General features: G+C 43.7%; 14 protein-coding genes. 7 read left to right on the top strand and 7 right to left on the bottom strand.

Annotated elements, in window-relative coordinates; translation table 11 throughout:
• Positions 1-29 precede the first annotated feature (29 nt).
• The 4 genes from GKS34_RS13200 (at position 30) to GKS34_RS13185 (ending at position 2,769) form a co-directional block, all read left to right on the top strand.
• Entirely contained in the window at positions 30-968 is a 939-nt protein-coding gene (locus tag GKS34_RS13200; protein WP_163385312.1) for a CPBP family intramembrane glutamic endopeptidase, read from the top strand.
• A complete protein-coding gene (locus GKS34_RS13195) occupies positions 961-1,167 on the top strand; it encodes a putative signal transducing protein (protein ID WP_163385311.1) in 207 nt (68 codons plus the stop codon). The genes GKS34_RS13200 and GKS34_RS13195 overlap by 8 nt, the downstream gene beginning before the upstream one ends.
• Positions 1,151-1,990 (top strand): phosphatidate cytidylyltransferase, encoded by an 840-nt coding sequence (locus GKS34_RS13190; RefSeq protein ID WP_163385310.1) that lies wholly within the window; start codon positions 1,151-1,153, stop codon positions 1,988-1,990. The genes GKS34_RS13195 and GKS34_RS13190 overlap by 17 nt, the downstream gene beginning before the upstream one ends.
• Positions 1,991-2,106: 116 nt before the next feature.
• Positions 2,107-2,769: a phosphatidylserine decarboxylase family protein gene (locus GKS34_RS13185; protein WP_163385309.1), complete on the top strand. Its 663-nt coding sequence runs from the start codon at positions 2,107-2,109 to the stop codon at positions 2,767-2,769.
• A gap of 7 nt (positions 2,770-2,776) precedes the next feature.
• Here GKS34_RS13185 and GKS34_RS13180 read toward each other — a convergent pair whose 3' ends face one another.
• From GKS34_RS13180 to GKS34_RS13165, 4 genes are read right to left on the bottom strand one after another with little or no spacing between them, the layout of a single operon-like run.
• Positions 2,777-3,421, bottom strand: coding sequence for a response regulator transcription factor (locus GKS34_RS13180; RefSeq protein ID WP_163385308.1), 645 nt, complete (start codon positions 3,419-3,421; stop codon positions 2,777-2,779).
• 1 nt (position 3,422) lies between these two features.
• A complete protein-coding gene (locus GKS34_RS13175; RefSeq protein WP_163385307.1) occupies positions 3,423-4,193 on the bottom strand; it encodes a sensor histidine kinase in 771 nt (256 codons plus the stop codon).
• A complete protein-coding gene (locus GKS34_RS13170) occupies positions 4,183-4,860 on the bottom strand; it encodes a hypothetical protein (protein WP_163385306.1) in 678 nt (225 codons plus the stop codon). The genes GKS34_RS13175 and GKS34_RS13170 overlap by 11 nt, the downstream gene beginning before the upstream one ends.
• A gap of 31 nt (positions 4,861-4,891) precedes the next feature.
• The gene (locus tag GKS34_RS13165) at positions 4,892-5,239 is read right to left on the bottom strand and encodes a hypothetical protein (protein ID WP_163385305.1); all 348 of its coding nucleotides are present in this window, start codon (positions 5,237-5,239) and stop codon (positions 4,892-4,894) included.
• A 467-nt stretch (positions 5,240-5,706) separates the two neighbouring features.
• Between GKS34_RS13165 and GKS34_RS13160 the strand changes: the two genes are divergently transcribed.
• Positions 5,707-6,255, top strand: coding sequence for a LemA family protein (locus GKS34_RS13160; RefSeq protein WP_163385304.1), 549 nt, complete (start codon positions 5,707-5,709; stop codon positions 6,253-6,255).
• 1 nt (position 6,256) lies between these two features.
• Complete coding sequence (locus GKS34_RS13155; RefSeq protein ID WP_163385303.1) at positions 6,257-8,185, top strand: DUF2207 domain-containing protein; 1,929 nt, start codon at positions 6,257-6,259, stop codon at positions 8,183-8,185.
• Positions 8,186-8,251: 66 nt separating this feature from the next.
• Here GKS34_RS13155 and GKS34_RS13150 read toward each other — a convergent pair whose 3' ends face one another.
• A complete protein-coding gene (locus tag GKS34_RS13150; RefSeq protein WP_163385302.1) occupies positions 8,252-9,247 on the bottom strand; it encodes a hypothetical protein in 996 nt (331 codons plus the stop codon).
• 24 nt (positions 9,248-9,271) lie between these two features.
• Positions 9,272-18,187, bottom strand: a complete 8,916-nt coding sequence (locus GKS34_RS13145) for a non-ribosomal peptide synthetase (protein WP_163385301.1) — start codon at positions 18,185-18,187, stop codon at positions 9,272-9,274.
• A 618-nt stretch (positions 18,188-18,805) separates the two neighbouring features.
• Here GKS34_RS13145 and GKS34_RS13140 point away from each other — a divergent pair.
• Positions 18,806-19,642 (top strand): ion transporter, encoded by an 837-nt coding sequence (locus GKS34_RS13140; RefSeq protein ID WP_163385300.1) that lies wholly within the window; start codon positions 18,806-18,808, stop codon positions 19,640-19,642.
• Between the two features lie 20 nt (positions 19,643-19,662).
• Here the strand turns inward: GKS34_RS13140 and GKS34_RS13135 are convergent, their stop codons facing one another.
• Positions 19,663-20,427 (bottom strand): SDR family NAD(P)-dependent oxidoreductase, encoded by a 765-nt coding sequence (locus tag GKS34_RS13135; RefSeq protein ID WP_163385299.1) that lies wholly within the window; start codon positions 20,425-20,427, stop codon positions 19,663-19,665.
• Between the last annotated feature and the right edge of the window lie 131 nt (positions 20,428-20,558).

Here is a 20,558-nt window from a genome sequence, read left to right as displayed (position 1 = left end):
AGGCTAATTCATGTAAATTTAGGTCGTATATGGAAATTTATGAACATCGGCCGGGACCTCAGGTAAACCAGCATTGGTTACTTTCCCTAACGGTATTGGTCTTAATTGTGTTTGGCACCTTAGCCATTCTTCAAACCATCGCTGTGGGGTTGATCCCCTTTTTATTTGGAATTGGTTTTGACCAGCTTCCCTCCCTATTGACAGCAAGCCTGGATCATCCAAACGGAAGAATGGCCTTTCTGTTTATTCAGGGGCTCGGAGGGGGATTGGCATTTTGGTTGGGGGGCTGGTTATTTCTCAGGTTAGTCGACAAAAAATCCCTACAGCTATCTCGTCAATTAAGCCCCGAAAAGCTAGATCGTGTCTGGCTGGTGCTACCTATACTTATAGGCTTCGTGCTTTTTAACTCCTTATTGGTATACCTGAACATGAATCTGGAGTTTCCTGAATCCATGCGCGGTTTGGAAACCCTATTCCGGGAAAAAGAAGATCAGTTGATGGAATTGACCTTATACCTGACAGATTTCTCCGGGACGGGAGAACTACTGATGGGAATACTGGTCATTGGTGTTCTGGCAGGCATAGGGGAAGAATACCTTTTCAGGGGAATCTTGCAGCCAAAATTGCATCATTATACTCAAAATGCCCATGCCGGGGTCTGGATCACTGCGTTTATCTTTTCCGCCATCCACTTTCAATTTTATGGGTTTTTACCAAGACTGACGCTGGGAGCTTTATTTGGTTACCTTTACCTCTATTCCGGCACTTTAATCTTTCCCATTCTGGCGCATATCCTAAATAATACCTTTACGTTGTTTTTGGTATATTTCAACAAATTGAAACTGATAGAATATGACATGGAAAATGCTACTGATCTTCATTGGGAATACGTAATTCTGGGCCTGGTTGTGTTCCTGATTTCATGGAAATGGTTTTTAATGCGACATAAACCCTTAAAAAATGAGTAAGTGGCAAAAAGTGTTCGAATCCGATTCTCCCATTCGGGCCGAAATAGTCAAGGGAGTTTTGGAAGAAAAAGGCATTACCGCGGTTATTTTAAATAAAAAAGATCCGGTTTACCGGATTCATGGAAACATCGAGGTGATGGTTTCAGAGGAAGAAGCCATCCGGGCTATTAATACAATAGAAAATGAGATCTCGTTTTAGTATAAGTAATTACAGTAATCTTGCACAGCGTGTGATTACAGCACTCATTGGAGCACTGGTAATTATTGGTGGTGCGATTTACAGTGAGTGGGCTTACTTTATTATATTCGTGATCATTCTCGGCTTTACCCAAATGGAATTTTACAAGCTTTCAGGCTTGGATGGTATGTTACCTTTAAAGAGCTTTGGAACATTTGTAGGCTTGCTGATCTTTAGTTTCACCTTTTTGGAAGAAATGAAAATCATCCCCATTGCCTACTATTTCCTGGTTTTCCCACTGGTCTCCATGATCTTCTTTATTAAGCTCTATCGAAAATCCGATAAAAAACCCTTTACCGGAATTGCTTACACAATTTTAGGAATTTTTTATGTAGCCATTCCCTTTTCCCTTCTGACGGTAGCTGCATTTTCAGTGGACAACACCTTTCACTATGAAATCATAATCGGGTCCTTGTTAATTTTGTGGGCAAGTGATTCCGGTGCCTTTTTTGCAGGAACCAAATTCGGTAAAACCAAACTTTTTGAACGGGTATCCCCTAAAAAATCATGGGAAGGCAGCCTGGGAGGAGCTTTTACTGCAATTGTTGTCACCTATTTCATTTCCAAAAATTTCACGGTTTTGCCAGAATGGCAATGGTTTTGTATTATGACCATTATTATTATTGCTGGCACCTATGGGGACTTGATCGAATCGCTTTTCAAAAGAAGCATTGCCATCAAAGACTCCGGTAAGGGCCTACCTGGACATGGGGGATTTATGGATCGGTTTGATGGATTACTCTTATCCACTCCCTTTATCGTAGCATTTTTGAAAATATTTTAATTTATACCCCAAAAAATACTAATTTTGTAATCTAGGATCCACCGTTTCACTAGCCGGTAAGCACTAAAATGAATCCCTTACAGAACGCGTGAAACCTGAATTAAAGCTGTAATCTTATGACCATTCATAAAGAAGGAAAGTCGTTGTTATTTTGGATGCTTTTTATCCTTGCAGGCATTAACATTGGCTTGCATCAGGTATTTCCGGAAAAAGAATTGCTACTTAATCTGGTGCTTCTTGGAAGCATTGTTGGCTACCTCGCCGTGTTGCAATTTTTTAGAAATCCATCCATTCCTATTCCTGATGATCCGGAAATAATTTATGCTCCTGCAGATGGAAAAGTAGTCGTCATCGAAAAAACCGTAGAAGATGAATACCTGCAGGAAGAGCGGATCCAGGTTTCGGTCTTTATGTCTCCCATCAATGTACATGTAAACCGCTCTCCCATGACGGGTGTATTAAAATATTTTAAATACCATCCTGGAAAATACCTGGTGGCCTGGCATCCAAAGTCAAGCACGGAAAATGAAAGAACCTCCCTGGTGCTGGAGCATGCCAGTGGCTTATTATTAATGGTCCGCCAGATAGCAGGAGCCATGGCCAAGAGAATTAAATGCTATGTAAAAGAGGGAGACACTATGGTGCAGGGGCATGAATTTGGGTTCATAAAGTTTGGCTCCCGGGTGGATGTATTTATCCCTGTGGATGCTGAAATACTCGTGCAAGTAAATCAATCAACCAAAGCAGGCATCACTCCGCTTGCCCGATTGAAACCGTAGCATTTACTTATCCCAGCCCCATATCCAGGGCTTTTTTTACCAGCTCCGCCATGGAAGAGACCTCAAGCTTGCGGTGGAGATTCTTACGGTGGGTTTCTACGGTAAAGATACTCAAGTGAAGCCCATCGGCTATCTCTTTATTGCTTTTCCCTTGGGCAATCCATTTAAGAATCTCTAGTTCTCTTTTGGACAATTTTAATGCTGTTTTGAAGTGGTCGTATTGGTCAAATTCATCCTCTTCAGCTTGTTTCAACACCTTTTCAAAATTAGCTATGTACCGATCCTCCATCACTTCACGGATGGTAAAAATCAATTCATCCGGATCTGCATTCTTCAAAACGTAGGCATCCACTCCTTGCCGGATACATTTCTGAAAAATATCCTCTTCATCGTACATAGAAAGCACGATCGTCTTTATTTTCCATCTCCTCTTTTTGATGTGTTGCAGTATATCCAAGCCGTTAATGCCAGGCATATTCATATCCGTGATAATCAGATCTGCTTTTGCTTTTTCCAAAGCCTCCAGGGCCTCTTTTCCGTTATGATAGACTCCCTCTACTTCAAAGTCTTCCTCTCTCGACAGCAAGTTCTCTATTCCTGCTGCAAAAAGCTTATGATCGTCTGCTATTATGATCCGGGTCTTTGTTGCCATTTTAATTGTCAGTTGGGTTTCCAAATTGGATTTTTATCTCAGTTCCCTCATTAATCCCCGAAACAACCTCGACCTGACCATTGACTGCCTTGATTCTTGACTTTAGGTTTTTAATGCCCAACCCAGACGAATCTGACTCTGGATCGAATCCTACACCATCGTCCCGGATCAGCAAGGTGGGAACACCCGCTTCGTGGTAAATTTTTATTGAAATCAGTGTAGGAGAGGCGTGCTTGATCGCATTATTTAGGCATTCCTGAACCATCCGGATCAACACCAGTTTCTTGTCCCCTTCTAAACCCTCAAAGGAGTTGCCTAATTTTTCAAAAGTAGTCGCACAAAAGCCACTCCTTTCAATCTTTCCCAATTCTTCGGCCAGAAAATCCTCAAATTTTAGTGAACTGAGGTAGTCCTTATTGATGGATTTGGACAAACTTCTTACCTCACGGATAATCTGATTGATCAGTTTTTTTCCTTCGTACACACTGGACCCGTCAGGATTATTCAAGACCAGCTTTGTCAGGGAAAGCAACTGACCGATATTGTCGTGCAATTCCTGACTGACATAAAGAAGGGTTTGCTCACGAATTTCCTTTTCCGCATTCAGAATCGTATTTTCATAATCGGCTTTAAGGAGTTGAATTTTATGCCGGTTCTTAATTTGTCGCTGTCTGTGGATGATCACAATGGCAATAATAAATACGGCCATGATCACCATCAACACGACTCCCGTTAGGATGGCGAGGAATGTCGGTAGCGAATTACCTTCCATACCTGTCTGTGGAAAAAATGAAGGAAGAATAAAAGGAAAGTCCAAAGATAAGGTAAAGAAGCGCAGCAAAAATTCTGTTCATGGAGGCCAGAACCGTAAGGTACCATTTATCGATATCCCAAAGAATATTGATTGCCCCAAAATAAATGAAATTGGGGCAGTAAAACAGGAGGATGGCCGCTATATTCCAGAAATGAGGCACTTTAAGCAAAGGCTGATCCCAATACCCTTCCTCAAGAAATACCCGGTATAAGAGGTAGCAACTTACTACGACAATGCCAAAACTACCCAGCAGGTGCGTATACTGCTGAAACAACTCGGTCGGCTTCTGAAAAAAAATACTGTTCACGATAGCCCATACAGTAAAAAACTGCATGAATTGATCGATTCGCTTTTTAACTACATCCAGATTAACCAGTGATTTTAAATAAATTAAAATCAGTAAGGTTTCTCCACAAACAAAGAAGATGTTATAGACCAGTACATTTTTTTGGCCATTTTGAACGAGATAATAAGCATATATCTCGAAGGCCAACACATAGAAAATGAGAAAAAAAATGTACTCATGCGCCCTATTCTCTTCTTTTCGTGGCTTCCTTTGGTAAAAATTAAGGAATGAACACAGCAAACCAAGCCCAATACAGGAAAGGTAAACATGGTGAGACATGATAAAGGTGGTTTTAAGTCCGCAAGGCGGCTCAGCAATCCGGCGGGCAAACCTTGCCTCCGTTTACAATCAATTTTTCCTGATCCGGATCCTGATTTTCATCAGAAGCAGCTAGAATTACGGTCAACTTTCCAATGTATTCTGTTGCTCGTTCCGGATCATCTCTTTCCGATAGGGTATCTTCATCGTACATACCCAAATAAATTTTAAGCCCACCCATTTTGGGATCTGTCTGAGCCAAAAGCTTTTCAATCGTCTGCCGATCAAACCAAACCGACCGGGTTTGATCCTTGGCAGATTCCTGATTTAGGGCCTCTTCCGCTTCCTGAATAAACTTATCGTAATTACGTTTAAGCGTATTAAATTTCTTTAAATCCATTGATGATTCATTTTTAGGTGATTTGAAACTGATCAAAATTAACCAATCTTCCGGTTAATCAATCGCCGTCGAAAAAAAAAATGTCTTCTTTAAATTTCAGTCCCCATGTGAAAACTTGCCGCTATATTCCATTTTTTAAGCACTATTTACATAGAAAAGCATTATTTTCAATAGAAAATAATGTCCTGGCCGGGAGGCCTTTCTTAGAAAAATCAAGTATATTTCATATGAAATCGAGCATGACTAGAACGTCACACAGTGGGATGATTATCAAGCATGCGAGATTCTCCCGATTTAACATCGCGACAGGCTATCCCGACCTTCGGTGCGGGACAGATTATGACCGTTGAAAAAAAATTATAAACAGATGAAACCTTCCTCCTAAATTTGACCGGGTTTCTTTGATGTGAATAATTTTGGCTAATATACTTTTTTGTTTTAGGAAAAGACATTTAACAATTGCTATTATGATTATTACCTTAGTGGTTCTCGGTCTTATTGTTTTAACGACCATATGGATTTACAACAGCCTCATTCGTTTAAGAAACAATGCCCGGGAAGGCTGGAGCGGCATTGATGTTCAGTTGAAAAGGAGAGCCGACCTGGTTCCTAACCTGGTGACTACCGTAAAGGGATATGCCAACCACGAACAACAATTGCTAGAAGATATTACCAAGCTTCGAAGCGAAAGCATTGCCGGTCAGTCCGTCCCTGATCAAGCAAAAACCGCCGCTGAATTGGGTCGGTCTTTGAAACGATTGATGGTGGTAGCGGAGGCGTACCCGGAATTAAAAGCGGATAAAAATTTCCTGAAATTACAAGAACAACTTTCCGAAATTGAAAACACCCTGCAAAAATCTAGGAGGTACTACAACGGCACCGTGAGGGAGCTTAATATTAAAATAGAATCTTTCCCCTCCAATCTGATCGCCAGCATTTTTAGCTTTGAAAAATTTGATTTTTTTGCCCTGACAGATGACTCCGATCGAATGGTCCCCGAAATAAACTTAAGTTGATATGTTAAAACAAATACGATGGCTCATTTACCTGGCTGTTTTCTTTTCAGGTAATTGGTCTTTACAGGCACAGGAACGAGAAGAAATACGGTCTTATCACAGTGAAATAAACATACAACCGGATGGATCCCTGGATGTCACCGAAGAAATAAACGTTAGAAGCACGGGAGATGCAATTAAAAGAGGTATTTTCCGAAGTTTTCCTGTACGCTACCGGGATCGTTACAATAATCAGGTACAGGTAGGCTTCGATGTTCTCGAAGTTACGAAAGACGGCAAGGAGGAACCCTATCAGGTAATCCGACAAGGGGACTATGAGGTAATCCGGATTGGAGATGAAAAAACCTTTCTAGACCCGGGGAATTACACGTATTCCATTCGGTATACCACGAACCGACAAATTGGGTTTTTTGAAACCTATGACGAGCTTTATTGGAATGCGATTGGAGATCAATGGGATTTCAGGATCCAGGAGGCTTCTGCACGGATTACCTTGCCGGAAGGGGGAGAAATTGGTCAGTTTGCGGCGTATGCAGGTCCTGTAGGCAGCGACAGTTGTCCCTGCGATATACGGAAGGAATCCGATAGAACACTATTTGTAGCGGTTACGGAACCACTGAATCCACGCGAGCCGCTGACGGTTGCCGTTTCATGGCAAAAGGGCCTCATAGAACCTCCGGGAGCGGCCGAAAAGGCCCAGAGTTTTCTCAGCGATAATGCTGGTATCCTATCCCTTTTACTGGGAATTTTACTTTGCTTCGGGTATTATTACTATGCCTGGACTAAAGTTGGCAAAGACCCGCACAAAGGGGGAATCTATCCCATGTTTGATATTCCCCAGGGATTAGATGCCTCAGCCGTAAGATACCTATACAAGATGGGCTTTGATACCAAGTCTTACGTAGCGGGGATCGTCGAACTGGCAACCGGGGGATATTTAAAAATTATTGAAGAAAAAAAGAAGAAATACGTTCTGGAAAAGTTGGATTCTCCGGAAAATACCAACAGCGGTTATCAGAAGATCATGTCCAGTTTGTTTACTGGTGGAGATCAAATGATCTCATTGGATCAGAAAGAACACAAAAAAATAGGTGGTGCATTGAAAAAGCTTCAAAATGACTTATACGACCGATTCCATAGTTCCCATTTCAAAAATAACTACAAATGGTTGATTCCTGGAATACTTATTTCACTAATTAGTTTAGTTGCAGGAATAAAATATACTATTGACCAGTCGCTTGAAGAAGAAAACATCTTTTTGATCATGGGCCTAATATTTTCCATCTTCCTGCTTACATTCCTCAGGAAGGTCTTTTTGACGGTGATGCATTACCTGGATTACGGCTATGTAAAAATTAGTACGATTATCGGCGAACTGTTTGGTCTTTTGTTTCTGATAGGCTTTCCTTTTGTGCTGGTATTCTATTTTGGTGCCAATTTGCCCTATGGATTTCTGGTCATGGCCTTGCTATTGGGGTTGATAAACGTTGCTTTCATTTTTTTAATCAAAGCCCCTACCGAAAAAGGCAGGGAGGTAATGGATGAAATAGAAGGTTTTCGCATGTATCTGAATGCTGCAGAAAAGCCTTTGCTGGAAACCTATAATCCTCCGGGAGTTACCCCTGAGATTTTTGAAAAATTCCTTCCTTATGCCATTGCGCTGGACGTGGGAGAGGCTTGGGGCAAAGCCATGGAAAAGAAATTGGAATCTATTTCTACAGAGCAAGATAGTTCCACCCGATACAGACCGGCCTGGTATGCAGGAACCGGTTTTGCAGCGGGTTCTCTGGCCGGCTTCACTTCTAGCCTGGGGAATTCTTTTGGTTCCGCTCTAAGCAATTCTGCCAGCCCTCCTGGTTCCAAATCCGGAAGTGGTGGTGGTGGCAGCTCCGGAGGCGGAGGTGGCGGAGGCGGCGGAGGCGGCTGGTAACACCACGCAAAAAAGCCTCGGAGAACTAACTCTGAGGCTTTTTTTATTTTTAACCTGTATGACCTTTTATGGCTGTTGCAAAATCACTTTCATCGCATCAATATAGGAAGGTTCGGGAACTTCCTGTTCCAGTACCAGCATTACGAAATGTTCGGCGAGTATTTCCTCAGGATGAAGAGTATATTCGGTGTTGGTACCAATTTTCTGCTCCAAGTCTGCGGCCGCAGCAAAATTTCTCAATATTGGCATATCGTCTACCAGGGTAGCTTGCTTTTCATCTGCTGGTCCTTCCACGAACATGAGGCGTTGCTTCAGGTAGGTGAAAAAAGATCCTCCATCCCATTCCTCTTCTGAGATAAGAATGAATACCACCTCCTCCGATTCTCCGTCAATTTCCACGGTAATGGTATGCTCTAAGAAGGGTGCATCCGGATTGGTGATCACCAAATCCCGGATACCCTCAGGGTAGGAGATTCGGTTACTTTCGGTAAAGTGGATGGTCTCGAATAGATCTGATCTGATTTCCGGCTTGAATCGGGTCAGGATATGAAACAACTCATGAATCAGAAAACTTTCATTCACCAGTCCACGAACCACAATGTAATTTTCACGCGTATAGCTCACCGCGCCCCCTTCTTCGTTCATGGTTGATTTAATCAACAGAATTTCTTCCGGGAACTCAAGCTGCAATCCGAGTGCATCGATCTTTTCTTTTATTCCAAGAATCCGCTCCTCCAAGATTGTTTTCTCCTCTGCTGTCCATGCCTGCGCTTGCTGCGAAGCAAACGTCAGGTAATCTTCTTCTTCGGTGCTCTCCTTGTTTTGTGTTCGGGAGGTCAGGTCAAACTTACTAAGCGTTTGCGTGTAGGTATCAGAGGTACCCAACCTTTCGGCCGCTTCGGCCTGTGGGGTAAAAACAATGGACGTATTTTCGTCAATGGGTACCACAATGTCCGGGTCCCGGGGGTCCTCATCCGGATCTGGTATAGGATCCGGATCGTCTACCGTACAGGCCATGGCTAAGGCCAGAAGAAAGAATGGGTAAAGAAGTAACTTTTTCATTTGTTTTAAATTAATAGATAGGTATTATTTTTTATTTTTTTGATCCAATACATGTTGTAACAACCTCGCAAAGGAGGTATCATTTGGAGGAGAAAGCATGGTAATGTGTTCACCCTCTGCTTCCCACACCCGCAGCTCCCGGGCATGTGGTTTCCACCCAAAACCTTCCTTATCCGGCAGGTAGCCCGATGCAATTTTAGCCTTAATCAGGTCTATTGTTCCGTCGTAATAGTTGATTTTGTAATCCCGGCATGCTTCTTTATAAACGAATTCTACCCGCTTATAGGTTTTCAGCAAGGAGGATTCAGCCTTTTCTGGCTCTGGTCGAAACCGCTGCTTTATTTTATTCAATTTCTTTTCAAAAGAAGCCTTTTTGATTCGTTTGAAAATTGATGAATGGTGGATCAATAGTTCCACATCGAATTTTCGCTTCCCTAGAAAATGCCGGATTTTATTCCGAAAGCGGATCGACAAACTTTCATGATGATCGCTTTGAAAGGCATAAGTGTCAAAAAACACCAACTTTCCCACACTTTTCCCCATTTTCTTCAACTGGCTAGCCATTTCAAAGGCTATTATTCCTCCTAACGAATATCCTGCCAAAAAGTACGGGCCATCCGGATTTTGTTGTAATATTTCCGCAAGGTATTGGGAAGCAATCGCTTCTACCGTATGTAAAGGTTGCTCCACGCCGTCTAGCCCTTTGGCCTGAATTCCAAATACTGGTTGCTCCTTGTCCATCTCTCTGGCCACGGCATAAAAAGGTAAAATATTTAATCCGCCACCATGGACAATGTACAACGGTGGCTTTGAACCGGTCTTTTTGATAGCTACCAGACTTCTCCATTCACTGTCTCCAAGAACACCACTTTTGATCGCTTGAGACAACTTTTGGATGGTAGGGTACTTGAATAGTACCGACAAAGGCAATCGGATACCATAAACTTTTTCTAACTGAACCATCACCTTCACCGCAGTCAGGGAGTGCCCTCCTATTTCAAAAAAATTGTCCTTCTTGTGGATGGATGACAGCCCCAGTGCAGCTTTCCAAATATTCGCTACCAACTTTTCTTCCGGATCCAATACTTCCTCGCTCATTTTGGAAACGGGAACTTTCCGTCTGTCAGGGTCAGGCAGCGCATTCCGGTTTACTTTGCCGTTTTCCAACAGGGGAAAGGCTTTCATCCAAATGAAGTCAGTAGGAATCATGTAATCGGAAAGGGTTTGCGCCAGTTGATCTTTCCATGCGCGTACCCAATCGGCATCGGGGTATTGCCATTCCTGAATATTTGAAGGAACTTTCTGATCCAAGGAGAGATAGGCGGTCAAAAATCCCTGTCCGTGCTCATCTTTTCTAACCTTAACAATGGCCTCTGTGACCCCCTCCAACTGACGAATTACGCTTTCCACTTCAGCCAGTTCAATTCGATACCCCCTGATTTTTACCTGATGATCCAGTCGACCGCTGACTACCAATTCGTCGAGAGCATTGATCCAGCCCAAATCTCCGGATTTATAGACCCGAACAGGCATTTCGTCTCCAATTCTTCTTTCTGTAAACTTTTCTTTGGTAAGTTCCGGTTGATTCAGGTAACCCTTACCAACGCCATGGCCTGCAATGTGTATTTCCCCCTTTCTTCCCTTTTGAACCGGATTCCCGAACTTATCCATAATAAGGATTTGGGTATTGAGTACCGGCTTTCCAACGGTTATCTCCTCTTCTGAATTTTGAACGCGTTTAATAGTGGCATATACCGTTGTTTCAGTAGGACCATACACGTTCCACAACTCAGCACAGAGCGGTAACAAACGATCTGCCAATTTTCTCTCCAACGGTTCACCCCCACTGATCATCCGAAGGTTATCAAAGCTTTGGTTCCAGCCCCCTTCCAACAATAATTTCCAATGAGATGGGGTAGCGAACATGATGGTTATTTCCCTTTTCTCCAATTCATTAATGATAAACTGAGGATCTTTTCGCTGATCCTTATCCACCACCACTACCTGTGCCCCGAAGGCAAGTGAAACAAGGGTTTCCAGAAGGGCAATATCAAAAGAAACCGAGCTGATAGAAAGAACTTTATCCTTCGCAGAAATGCCCGGATGCTCTTTAACAACGGAAACAAAATTGAACAAATTTAGATGTTCCAGTACCACTCCTTTTGGCCTGCCTGTAGTGCCGGAAGTATAAATAATGTAGGCCGGATCTTCCGGTACGGATTCTATCCCTGGGTTCTCACTGGAGAAATCCTTGTGCTTATTCAAAAAATCCTCCCAAACAATCTTTTCTACCTGCGTTTTTGATTTCCTAATCACATCCATTCCGGTAATAAAAAACGTACAGGAATCGTCCAGCATGTAATCTATTCGGTGGTCCGGATATCCGGTATCTATGGGCAAATAGGCTCCTCCAGCCTTGAGAATACCAAGAATACTTACCAGGAATTCAGGAGACCTTTCCAATACAATACCCACAATTTGCCCTTTTCGAAGGCCCCTTTCCAATAAATACCCAGCCAATTGATTCGCACGGATATTTAGTTCATCAAAAGTCATTTCTTGCTGCCCAAAAAACACCGCTGTCTTATCCCCATGTCTGCTAACCACTGCCTCTATATGCTGCTGTATGGGAGCGTACCGGCTACGGATAGCAGATAGGAGTTCTATTTTTCCTATACCCTGAAACAGTTGCTCCGGCAGTAGCTGGGATAGTTTTTGACCCGTATTAGCCAATCCCGCCCCCAGGATCTGCTTGTACTGCTTAGCCATGGTTTCGATTCTTTCTGCATCAAACAGGTCTTTGGAATATTCGATGCGGATCCGAATGCCATGGGATTCTTCCTTAACCAAAAAGGTGAGGTCGAACTTGGAGCTTGTTTGAGCGAAGGGCATCACTTCCATGGAAAAACCTTCTGCCCTGTTCAGGTCCTCGTTGCCATATTCCATGACAAACATGACCTGAAAAAGTGGATTGACACCGAATTGTCGGCGTTGCGCTGTGGCTGCTACTATCTTTTCAAATGGAACATCCTGATGATCGAAGGCTTCGAGCGTATTTTTTTTCACTTCCAAAAGAATCTCTTTAAACGATTCTTCGGGATTTACGGTGCTGCGGATTGGCAAAGGATTGACAAAATATCCTATGAGAGGCTCGGCCTCCACCTGTTTCCTTCCACCCATTGCGGTACCCACACAAAGATCCTGCTGCCCACTGTTTCGTTCCATCAGCGATTTAAAAACGGCCAGCAATATCATAAAAGGAGAAAGCCCGAGAGACTTCCCCAGACGCAGCATGTCTTTTCTTTGTTTCCCATCAATGAAAAAGTCCAGGGTGCCGCCCTCGTGAGTTCTTTGATGTACATGTTCGCCCCCCCCAAACAGGTTAAGGGCTTGCACTCCCTTCAGCTTCTCTTTCCAGTAAAGCAGCTTTTTCTCAAGCGCCGACTCGCTTAAGCGGTTTCGTTGCCACAGGGCATAATCTGCATATTGTATTTTCAAATGGGGAAGGAATAAACTTTCTCCAGTTTTTTCCGCTTTTACCAGTGCAAAAAGTTCTTTGATGAAAACAGGAATAGACCATCCATCGAAGGCGATATGGTGCACAACCACCAACAATAAACATTCATCCGGGTTCAAGTAGTACTTTTTTGCCCGAATCATAAAATCCTTCCCAAGATCAAAGGGCCTTTCCAGAAACTCAGCCATATCCTCCTGAGGTAAGCGGAAAGGGTCCGAAGGTGGATTTTCTGCAGACTCAAGCAGCTCCCAACCCAGCACAGGTAATACCTGCTGCCAGGTATGCTCGCCCTGCTCCCTAATAACAGTCCGCAAGACTTCATGTCGCTCCAGAATACTTTTGATAGCTTCCTGCAGGACGTCGCTTCGGGTTTCCCCCTTTAGTTTTAAAAGTAAAGGAATATGATACTGGTTGGATCCTTCCAGCTTGTCCGTTAACCAGAGACTCTCTTGCCCAAAAGAAAGGGGGATGATATCCGGACGGGGCCTGAATGGGAGTATACGAGTGTTTTCTACTTCCTTGTGCTCCTTTTCTTTGATGAATTCCGCCAATTCGGATACCGTCGGCCGGGCAAATAATTCACTGATGCTCACTTCAAATTCCAGGGATTCTTTTATCCTCCCGATCAGACGAATAGCTAACAAGGAATTTCCCCCGGATAAGAAAAAGTCATCTTTAATCCCTGGAGTATCCGATTGCAGTACTTTTCTCCAGAGATCCAGAAGGTTGCTTTCCAGCAATGTAGCCGGTGCTTCAAAATCATCCTCCTCGATTTGGCTAACAGCGGTCCTTTCAAGCTGCTTCCGGTCTACCTTTCCATTTGGGCTAAGTGGAAATTTTTCCAAAAACTGCAGGCGGGAAGGGACCATATAGGAGGGCAACACTTTTCTTACCTGATCTATCAGCTCTTTTGTGTCGAGAGGCTTATCGCCTGTGACAAATCCGGTCAAAACCTGCTCGCCTGAAGAGCCGATCTGAAGTACAGCCACCGCATTTTTCACTCCTTCGATGGATTGCAAGACGGAAGCTACTTCATCCAACTCGATCCGGAATCCATTAAATTTAACCTGATTATCCAACCTGCCCAGGAATTGAATTTTTCCATCCCCATTCCAAACTCCCATATCGCCGGTTTTGTAAATCAAGTCCCCATTCGCAGTTTCCAGCGGATCCGGAATGAATTTTTCAGCCGTCAGACCAGGCCGGTTAAGGTATCCTTCGGCCAATCCTTTACCTCCCAGGTAAATTTCCCCGGGAACCCCTACCGGACAAGGCTGAAGATCCTGATTCAAAATATAGGCGTAACTTCCCTCAATTGGCCTTCCTATAGAAAGGGTTTCGCCAACCTGAATTTTTTCACAGGTAGAGTAAGTGGTGTCTTCTGTAGGTCCGTATAAGTTCCTGACACTAATTTTTTCAAGATCCAGCATGTTTAGGACCTGTTGGGGAATGGGCTCCCCCGCCATGTTCAATAGGCTGACGGAAGACAAATCCACCCTTTCTTCCAGCAACTTTTGCATCAGGCTGGGGACGGTATTGATCAAAACGTCTTTGTCCCCGGGTAGGTATTCGGGAATTTGAAGTCCATTTTGAAGAATCCGGATGGGTTTTCCGTAAGCCAGGGGAAAAAACAATTCGAAAATCGAAAGGTCAAAACACATGGAGGTAGCCGCATACATTAGCCCGAAGCTTTCAGGTTTGAATTCCCTACCACACCAGTCCAGAAACGCGGCCAGGTTGCCATGAGTAAGGGCGACTCCTTTGGGTTTTCCCGTACTGCCGGAAGTGTAGATTACGTAGGCTCTTTGGTCGGGATCAAACGCTATTCCTTCCAAATTTTTTGTCGGATTTTCAAGATAAGCCTCCTCTATTAGGAGTAATTTCCCATTATTTCCCGCCAGATCCGTAATCCCGACCGATTCCTCGTCCGATACCAGGAATTTGGCACCACAATCAGCTAATATAAAGTTTATCCTTTCTTTCGGATAGGCCGGATCCACCGGTACATAGACCGCTCCTACCTTCCAAATACCCAGCATGGCAGCTACCATTTCTTGGTCCCTTTGCACCAAAAGAATGACGTGATCCCCCTTGTTGACTCCTTCCCTTTTTAACCATGTCGCAATTTGATTTGCCTGTTGGTCTAAAACCCGGAAATCAACACTATCCTTTCCCACCAAAAGGGCAGTGGAATTTCCCACTTTCCGCACCTGTTCGTCATACCGGTCGAAAAAGCTTCTGTAACTCCCTTCTGGATTATAATTATTTCTACCTGAAAGTTCTTCGATTTCCTTCCTGGAAAGCAGCTCCTGCCTTTTGATCGGTAGTTGGGGCTGTTCGGGGATGACTTTCACCAAACGCCTGAAATGGTCACGCATTCGGAGCATGGTCTCCGGGGAAAATAGTCCCCTGTCGTATTCGAGGGTTCCGCTAAGACGGTTGGCATCTCCGGAAAGGGTTAAGGTAAGGTCGTATTTGGCTGCAAGCGGGTCGGTTTCCAGGTTCCTGACTTCAACACCAGGAATCTGAAGGTTTCCGGCGTCTGCGGTACCTTGGTGCATGACAAAAAGTGTATTAAAAAAAGGCTTCCTGTCCCGATCTCCTGAAGCAAATGCTTCTACCAATTTGATCAATGGAATCTGACTGAATTTCAATGCCATCAACACCTCTTTTCTGATCTGCTGTAAAAATGTACTAAAAGCGTCTTCGGGGTTTATCCGGGATCGTAAAGGCAGGGTATTGATAAAATAACCAATCATCTCTTCGGAGCCGGGCAAATCGCGGTTTAGTATGGGGCTGCCCACAGATATATCTCTCTGGTTGCTGTACCGGTAAAGCAACACTTTAAAAACGGCCAAAAAGGTCATGAAAAGGGTCGCTTGATTACCTTCACCCAGCTTGACAAGGGGGCCAATTTCATCCTTATCCATTTCAAAGCGAAGTATTCCCACTTCCCGGACAGGTGAACTTGTTTTTTTGTTTTCTTTTGGCAATTTCAGGGTTTCACTACCAGCTAACGCCTCTTTCCAGTAAGCCATACCGGTTTTAAATTCAGGCTGGTTTATCAAATCCTCCTGCTGCCGGATTAGGGTCAAATAGTCCTCCGAGAGAAGCTCCCTATCCAGTTTCTCTCCACTGAGCAGCTGGCGGTAATTATCAGATAACTCACGAAGAAATACCTTCATGGAATAATCATCAAAAGCAATGTGATGAAATACCAGCCCCAGTGCATGGGTATTTTTCCGATCTGTAACCAACATGCCACGGATCATAAAGTCACTTTTGAGATCAAATGGACTTTGAAAAAAAGGGACGAATTTTTCCTGGTAATGGGCTATGGAAAAATGTTTTCCTGAATCCTCACTGATGACCAAACTCCAGTCCTTTTCGGATTTACGTGTTACCTGATCGATTCCTGATATACAGGTTCGGAGGGATTCATGCTTTTTTAGCACCGCCCGAATGGCGTCTTCCAACACCTTTGGATCCAGCCTTCCGTTTAACAGGTAAGCAACCGGCAAGTGATAGGCAAGCGACCCTTCCAACTGATCTACCAACCACAGGGATTTTTGGGCAGAAGAAACAGCGGAAACAGGTTCTTTAGAGAAAGTCCCAGTAGAAACCGATTCTTCAGGTTCCTCAGCCATACTTTTCTGGAGGAATCCGTGCAGGTCTGAAATCGTGGGGTATTCAAATATATCTGCAACACTGATTTTATAGCCATGCTCTTTATTCAAATGAGCGGCAAGCCGCATAGCAGCCAGGGAATTTCCCCCTATCTCAAAAAAACTGCGCAACGGATCTATGGCGTTTACACCTAGAACATGTTCAAATGCATCTTTCAGATATTGAAGCTCCGGGGCGAATGTCTTGCTCCCTCGCTTATTCCTATCGGCTGCCATCCCAGCCAGTAGTGCGGCCTGGTCTACTTTTCCATTTTCTGTGAGCGGAAAACGATCCCTGATTTGAATTTCACCCGGGAGCATGTAAGCGGGAAGTCGCTGAACTAACCGTTGCTTGCAGGTGTCCGGATTCAATTTTCCTTTGGGCACCACAAAAAGGACAATCTGATCCGGGGCTCCTGTTGGTTTGGAAAGAAGGGCAATGGCTTCCTTTACCTCGCCTGTATCGGACAGGGCTTTTTCGATTTCTGAAAGATCTATTCGGTTGCCCTGAAACTTAATCTGCCTGTCCTTTCTTCCTTCAAATACAAAGGAACCGTCCGGAAGCAGGCGAACCTGGTCACCCGTTGCATACATTTTCGCTCCTTTTTCCTTACTGAAAGGATCTGGAAGAAATCGGGCTGCCGTTAAGCCCGGGTCTTTCCAATACCCCTGAGAAACCTGCCCCCCTCCGATAAACAGCTCTCCTGGAGCCCCCTTGGGAAGCATGTTTTTATCTTGGTCCAACACATAGCATCTTACACCGGAGACCGGCATACCGATGGTAATCGGACCCTGATCCGGCTTGACTTCTTCTACCGTTGACCATATGGTGGCCTCTGTCGGACCGTATTCATTGTACAGCCGTACCTCTTTCATAGTGCCAAAATGGCTGGCGGCCAGGTCTTCCGGCAAACTTTCCCCACCCAGAATTACCCGTTCAAAATGATGCCCTTGAAAAACGTCCAGATCCAAAAGAAAGCGGTAGAACGCCGGAACACAAAGCAAGGTGTCAGTGCCCTGCAGCAAGCCAGGAAGGAGATCCACATCCTGAATGGAACTGATCGAACTGATGACAAGACTTCCTCCCGTACACAATGGCCAAAAAATGGCTGCAAGTGAAGCATCAAATGTAAGCGGCGGAATCAGCAATAAATGCGGAATGCAGGCGTAATGATCAATTCTGCTTTGGGTGGCATTGAACAGCTGACGTTGACTCACCATGACCCCCTTTGGCTCTCCGGTACTTCCGGAAGTAAAAATAATGTAGGCCAGGCTCTCCTGATTAACCTGTGGAAAAGGGAGCAATTCCTCGTTCTCAATCTCCAGAGTCTTTTCGTAGGAATAGACCGAAATTTGTGAATCGTCTGACCTGAGGTGTACTTCTTTTCCATCGGTAAGAAGTACCTCCGAACCCAGTTGTTTCAAAATAGTGCGTTTTCTTTGTTCCGGCCAATCTGGATTCAATGGCACGAAGGCCTTCCCGGACTTTAGGATACCCAGGATGGTGGCGATGTAGCGGTAGGAGCGACCCATACTCACGGGAATAAGGGCCTGATGGGTGAATTCAGGATCTTGTAAAAAGCAACTAATTTTATTAGAAAGCGATTCGAGTTGCTCATAGGTATACCCATGAATCCCTTCCTTCACCGCCTGTTGTAGGGGGGAGTTTTTAACTTGCAGCCGAAACAAATCAGTCAGGGTTCGAGGCCCCGCTACCAGCTTTCTATCCATTTCACCTAAAAAATCTTTGCCTTTCATTTACTCCTTCTCCTTTTTATCACCCTTTAAGCGGTTGACCGTTCCAAATCTGCTCGTCTCCTTCTTCCAATGCTATCCAGAAAAAGGACAGGATTGGCCACTCCATTAAAACAATTAGCCATTTTTCCAGGAATGTGAAATTGTTTTAGAGGAAAAAGATACACCTTCATTATTGCAAAAAAAAATGATTTCAACTTTTCCCAAAATCGATTTCTGCTTGATCCCAGCTTGAATACCATGCGAACAATACCTTTCGTAACTACCCGGTTGAAATGTATTTGATCCTTCAGGGTAAGTTCCCTCGTTCTTGCCAGGCAAGTGCGGGAAGCCAATCGAAATGAGGATTCAAATGATGATTTTTTCATAAACAGCAAGAGAATCCTTGATCCAGGTAAATAAATCGATAAATTAATATTTAATCTATAATTCGTTTTTGTAGCTATGAAATGCAAATATATGGAATTTTTCCTTCTCTATCCTAGCTTCAATAGAAAATGAGTTTGAAGTAAATGGCATTCTTGCGAAAACCAAATTGCTAGAATATTTTTAGGAACAAAAAGTGTGCTTAAATTTAAAAATAATGTTCCCTTTGTATATCTAAAGTCATTATTTGAATTAATGAATCTATTCCCTTCTAAAAAAAGACTGGCGCATATCATATACGAATCCGATGACAGGGCGTCTAAAAACTTTGATTTAGTGCTCCTCATCTTAATTTTTATGAGTGTCACAGTTGTGATTTTAGACTCTGTGGAAGAAATTCATAGGGACTATGGGCGTTTTTTGTACGGACTCGAATGGTTTTTTACACTGGTGTTTACGGTGGAATATTTTCTTAGGATCTGGCTTAGCAATGACAAGCCTGGGTACATTTTTGGATTTTACGGTTTGGTGGATTTTTTGGCGATTTTGCCTTCTTACCTTAGTTTATTTTTATTTCAAACCCAGTACCTAACGGTCATCAGGGCCTTGCGGTTTTTGCGAATTCTCCGGATCTTAAAACTTCCCCATTATATCCGTGAAGCTTCGGCCCTAAAAAGTGCTCTTAAGAACAGCCAAACAAAAATTCAGATTTTTGTTGGATCTGTGCTTACCATCGTGTTGATTATGGGCTCCGTTATGTATATTATTGAAGGGCCAGAAAGTGGTTTCACCTCCATCCCTCGCTCCATGTATTGGGCGATAGTCACCTTAACCACGGTCGGATATGGAGACATTGCTCCTTCCACCAGTCTTGGGCAATTTGTGGCTGCTCTCATTATGCTTTTGGGCTATGCCATCATTGCTATCCCTACCGGTATTGTAAGCTCTGAAATGACGGCTGCCAGGTTTGATAAAAAAAATGCCCGGCAAAAGGACTTATACTTTTGCCCCAATTGCGGTCTTCATGTTCATAATTCCGATGCTGAATACTGCAGGAAGTGCGGAACCAAATTAGAACCCCTGAATCCGTAAGAATCCAGAGGTTCCTTTTATCACACCGTAAATCCCCCATCGATGACATAGGTAGCTCCGGTGATAAATTTACTTTTATCAGAGGCTAAAAACAGTGCCAAATCGGCAATGTCTTCGTTATTTGCGTAACGTCCCAGGGGAATCATTTTGGTGAAATTTTCTTTAACGGTATCTCCCATACCTGGTGCGAATCCATCTTCCAAAGAACGCATCATTCGGTTATCCACTGGCGAAGGGTGAATGGAATTTACCCGAACATTATCTGGAGCTCCTTCCAAAGCCCCTACCCGCATCAAACCTATCGTTGCATGCTTGCTGCCCACATAGGCACTTACCTGTGCGGTTCCTCTAAGTCCTGCCACGGAGGATGTAATAATAACGGATCCCCCGCCATCCGATTTCATGATCGGAAACGCATACTTCATGCCCAACCAGACTCCTTTAACATTTACGGCCATTACTTGGTCAAAGGTCTCTTCGGGATAATGCTCCATGGGCTTGACCACACCTTCCACACCCGCATTCAGAAACAATACATCTATCTTACCCAGCTCGGTCTTTACTTTGTTAGTATAGTTTTTAACCTCCTCTGCCTTGCTCACGTCAGCCTGAATGTATAGCACCTTTTCCGTTCCCAAGGTTTCTTCTGCCATTTTCAGGTTTTCCTCACTAAAATCAACGATGGCTACCCTTTCAGCTCCCTCTTCCAAAAAGAGCTTTGCTGTGGCCAGACCAATCCCTCCGGCTCCACCGGTGATTAACGCGACTTTATTTTTTAACATCATAACACAGAAAATTTAAGATCTATTTTGATTTCTTTTACTATCTTAAATTTAAGGTATTTACAGGAAATTATGCCTTTGGCATCTCATCTTAAAACATGAGAAAAATCAGGGAAATTCTACTCCCTCAGCAA

Source organism: Cyclobacterium jeungdonense, from assembly GCF_010994275.1.
In the GTDB taxonomy this organism is placed as follows: Bacteria; Bacteroidota; Bacteroidia; order Cytophagales; family Cyclobacteriaceae; genus Cyclobacterium; species Cyclobacterium jeungdonense.
Note: the sequence above shows the minus strand (reverse complement) of the source record. Positions and strands in the feature narration are given on the sequence as shown.

Coding starts and splice junctions, on each gene's coding strand:
- GKS34_RS13200 (WP_163385312.1), top strand. CDS start 30: ATGGAAATTTATGAACATCGGCCGGGACCTCAGGTAAACCAGCATTGG.
- GKS34_RS13195 (WP_163385311.1), top strand. CDS start 961: ATGAGTAAGTGGCAAAAAGTGTTCGAATCCGATTCTCCCATTCGGGCC.
- GKS34_RS13190 (WP_163385310.1), top strand. CDS start 1,151: ATGAGATCTCGTTTTAGTATAAGTAATTACAGTAATCTTGCACAGCGT.
- GKS34_RS13185 (WP_163385309.1), top strand. CDS start 2,107: ATGACCATTCATAAAGAAGGAAAGTCGTTGTTATTTTGGATGCTTTTT.
- GKS34_RS13180 (WP_163385308.1), bottom strand. CDS start 3,421: ATGGCAACAAAGACCCGGATCATAATAGCAGACGATCATAAGCTTTTT.
- GKS34_RS13175 (WP_163385307.1), bottom strand. CDS start 4,193: ATGGAAGGTAATTCGCTACCGACATTCCTCGCCATCCTAACGGGAGTC.
- GKS34_RS13170 (WP_163385306.1), bottom strand. CDS start 4,860: ATGTCTCACCATGTTTACCTTTCCTGTATTGGGCTTGGTTTGCTGTGT.
- GKS34_RS13165 (WP_163385305.1), bottom strand. CDS start 5,239: ATGGATTTAAAGAAATTTAATACGCTTAAACGTAATTACGATAAGTTT.
- GKS34_RS13160 (WP_163385304.1), top strand. CDS start 5,707: ATGATTATTACCTTAGTGGTTCTCGGTCTTATTGTTTTAACGACCATA.
- GKS34_RS13155 (WP_163385303.1), top strand. CDS start 6,257: ATGTTAAAACAAATACGATGGCTCATTTACCTGGCTGTTTTCTTTTCA.
- GKS34_RS13150 (WP_163385302.1), bottom strand. CDS start 9,247: ATGAAAAAGTTACTTCTTTACCCATTCTTTCTTCTGGCCTTAGCCATG.
- GKS34_RS13145 (WP_163385301.1), bottom strand. CDS start 18,187: ATGAAAGGCAAAGATTTTTTAGGTGAAATGGATAGAAAGCTGGTAGCG.
- GKS34_RS13140 (WP_163385300.1), top strand. CDS start 18,806: ATGAATCTATTCCCTTCTAAAAAAAGACTGGCGCATATCATATACGAA.
- GKS34_RS13135 (WP_163385299.1), bottom strand. CDS start 20,427: ATGATGTTAAAAAATAAAGTCGCGTTAATCACCGGTGGAGCCGGAGGG.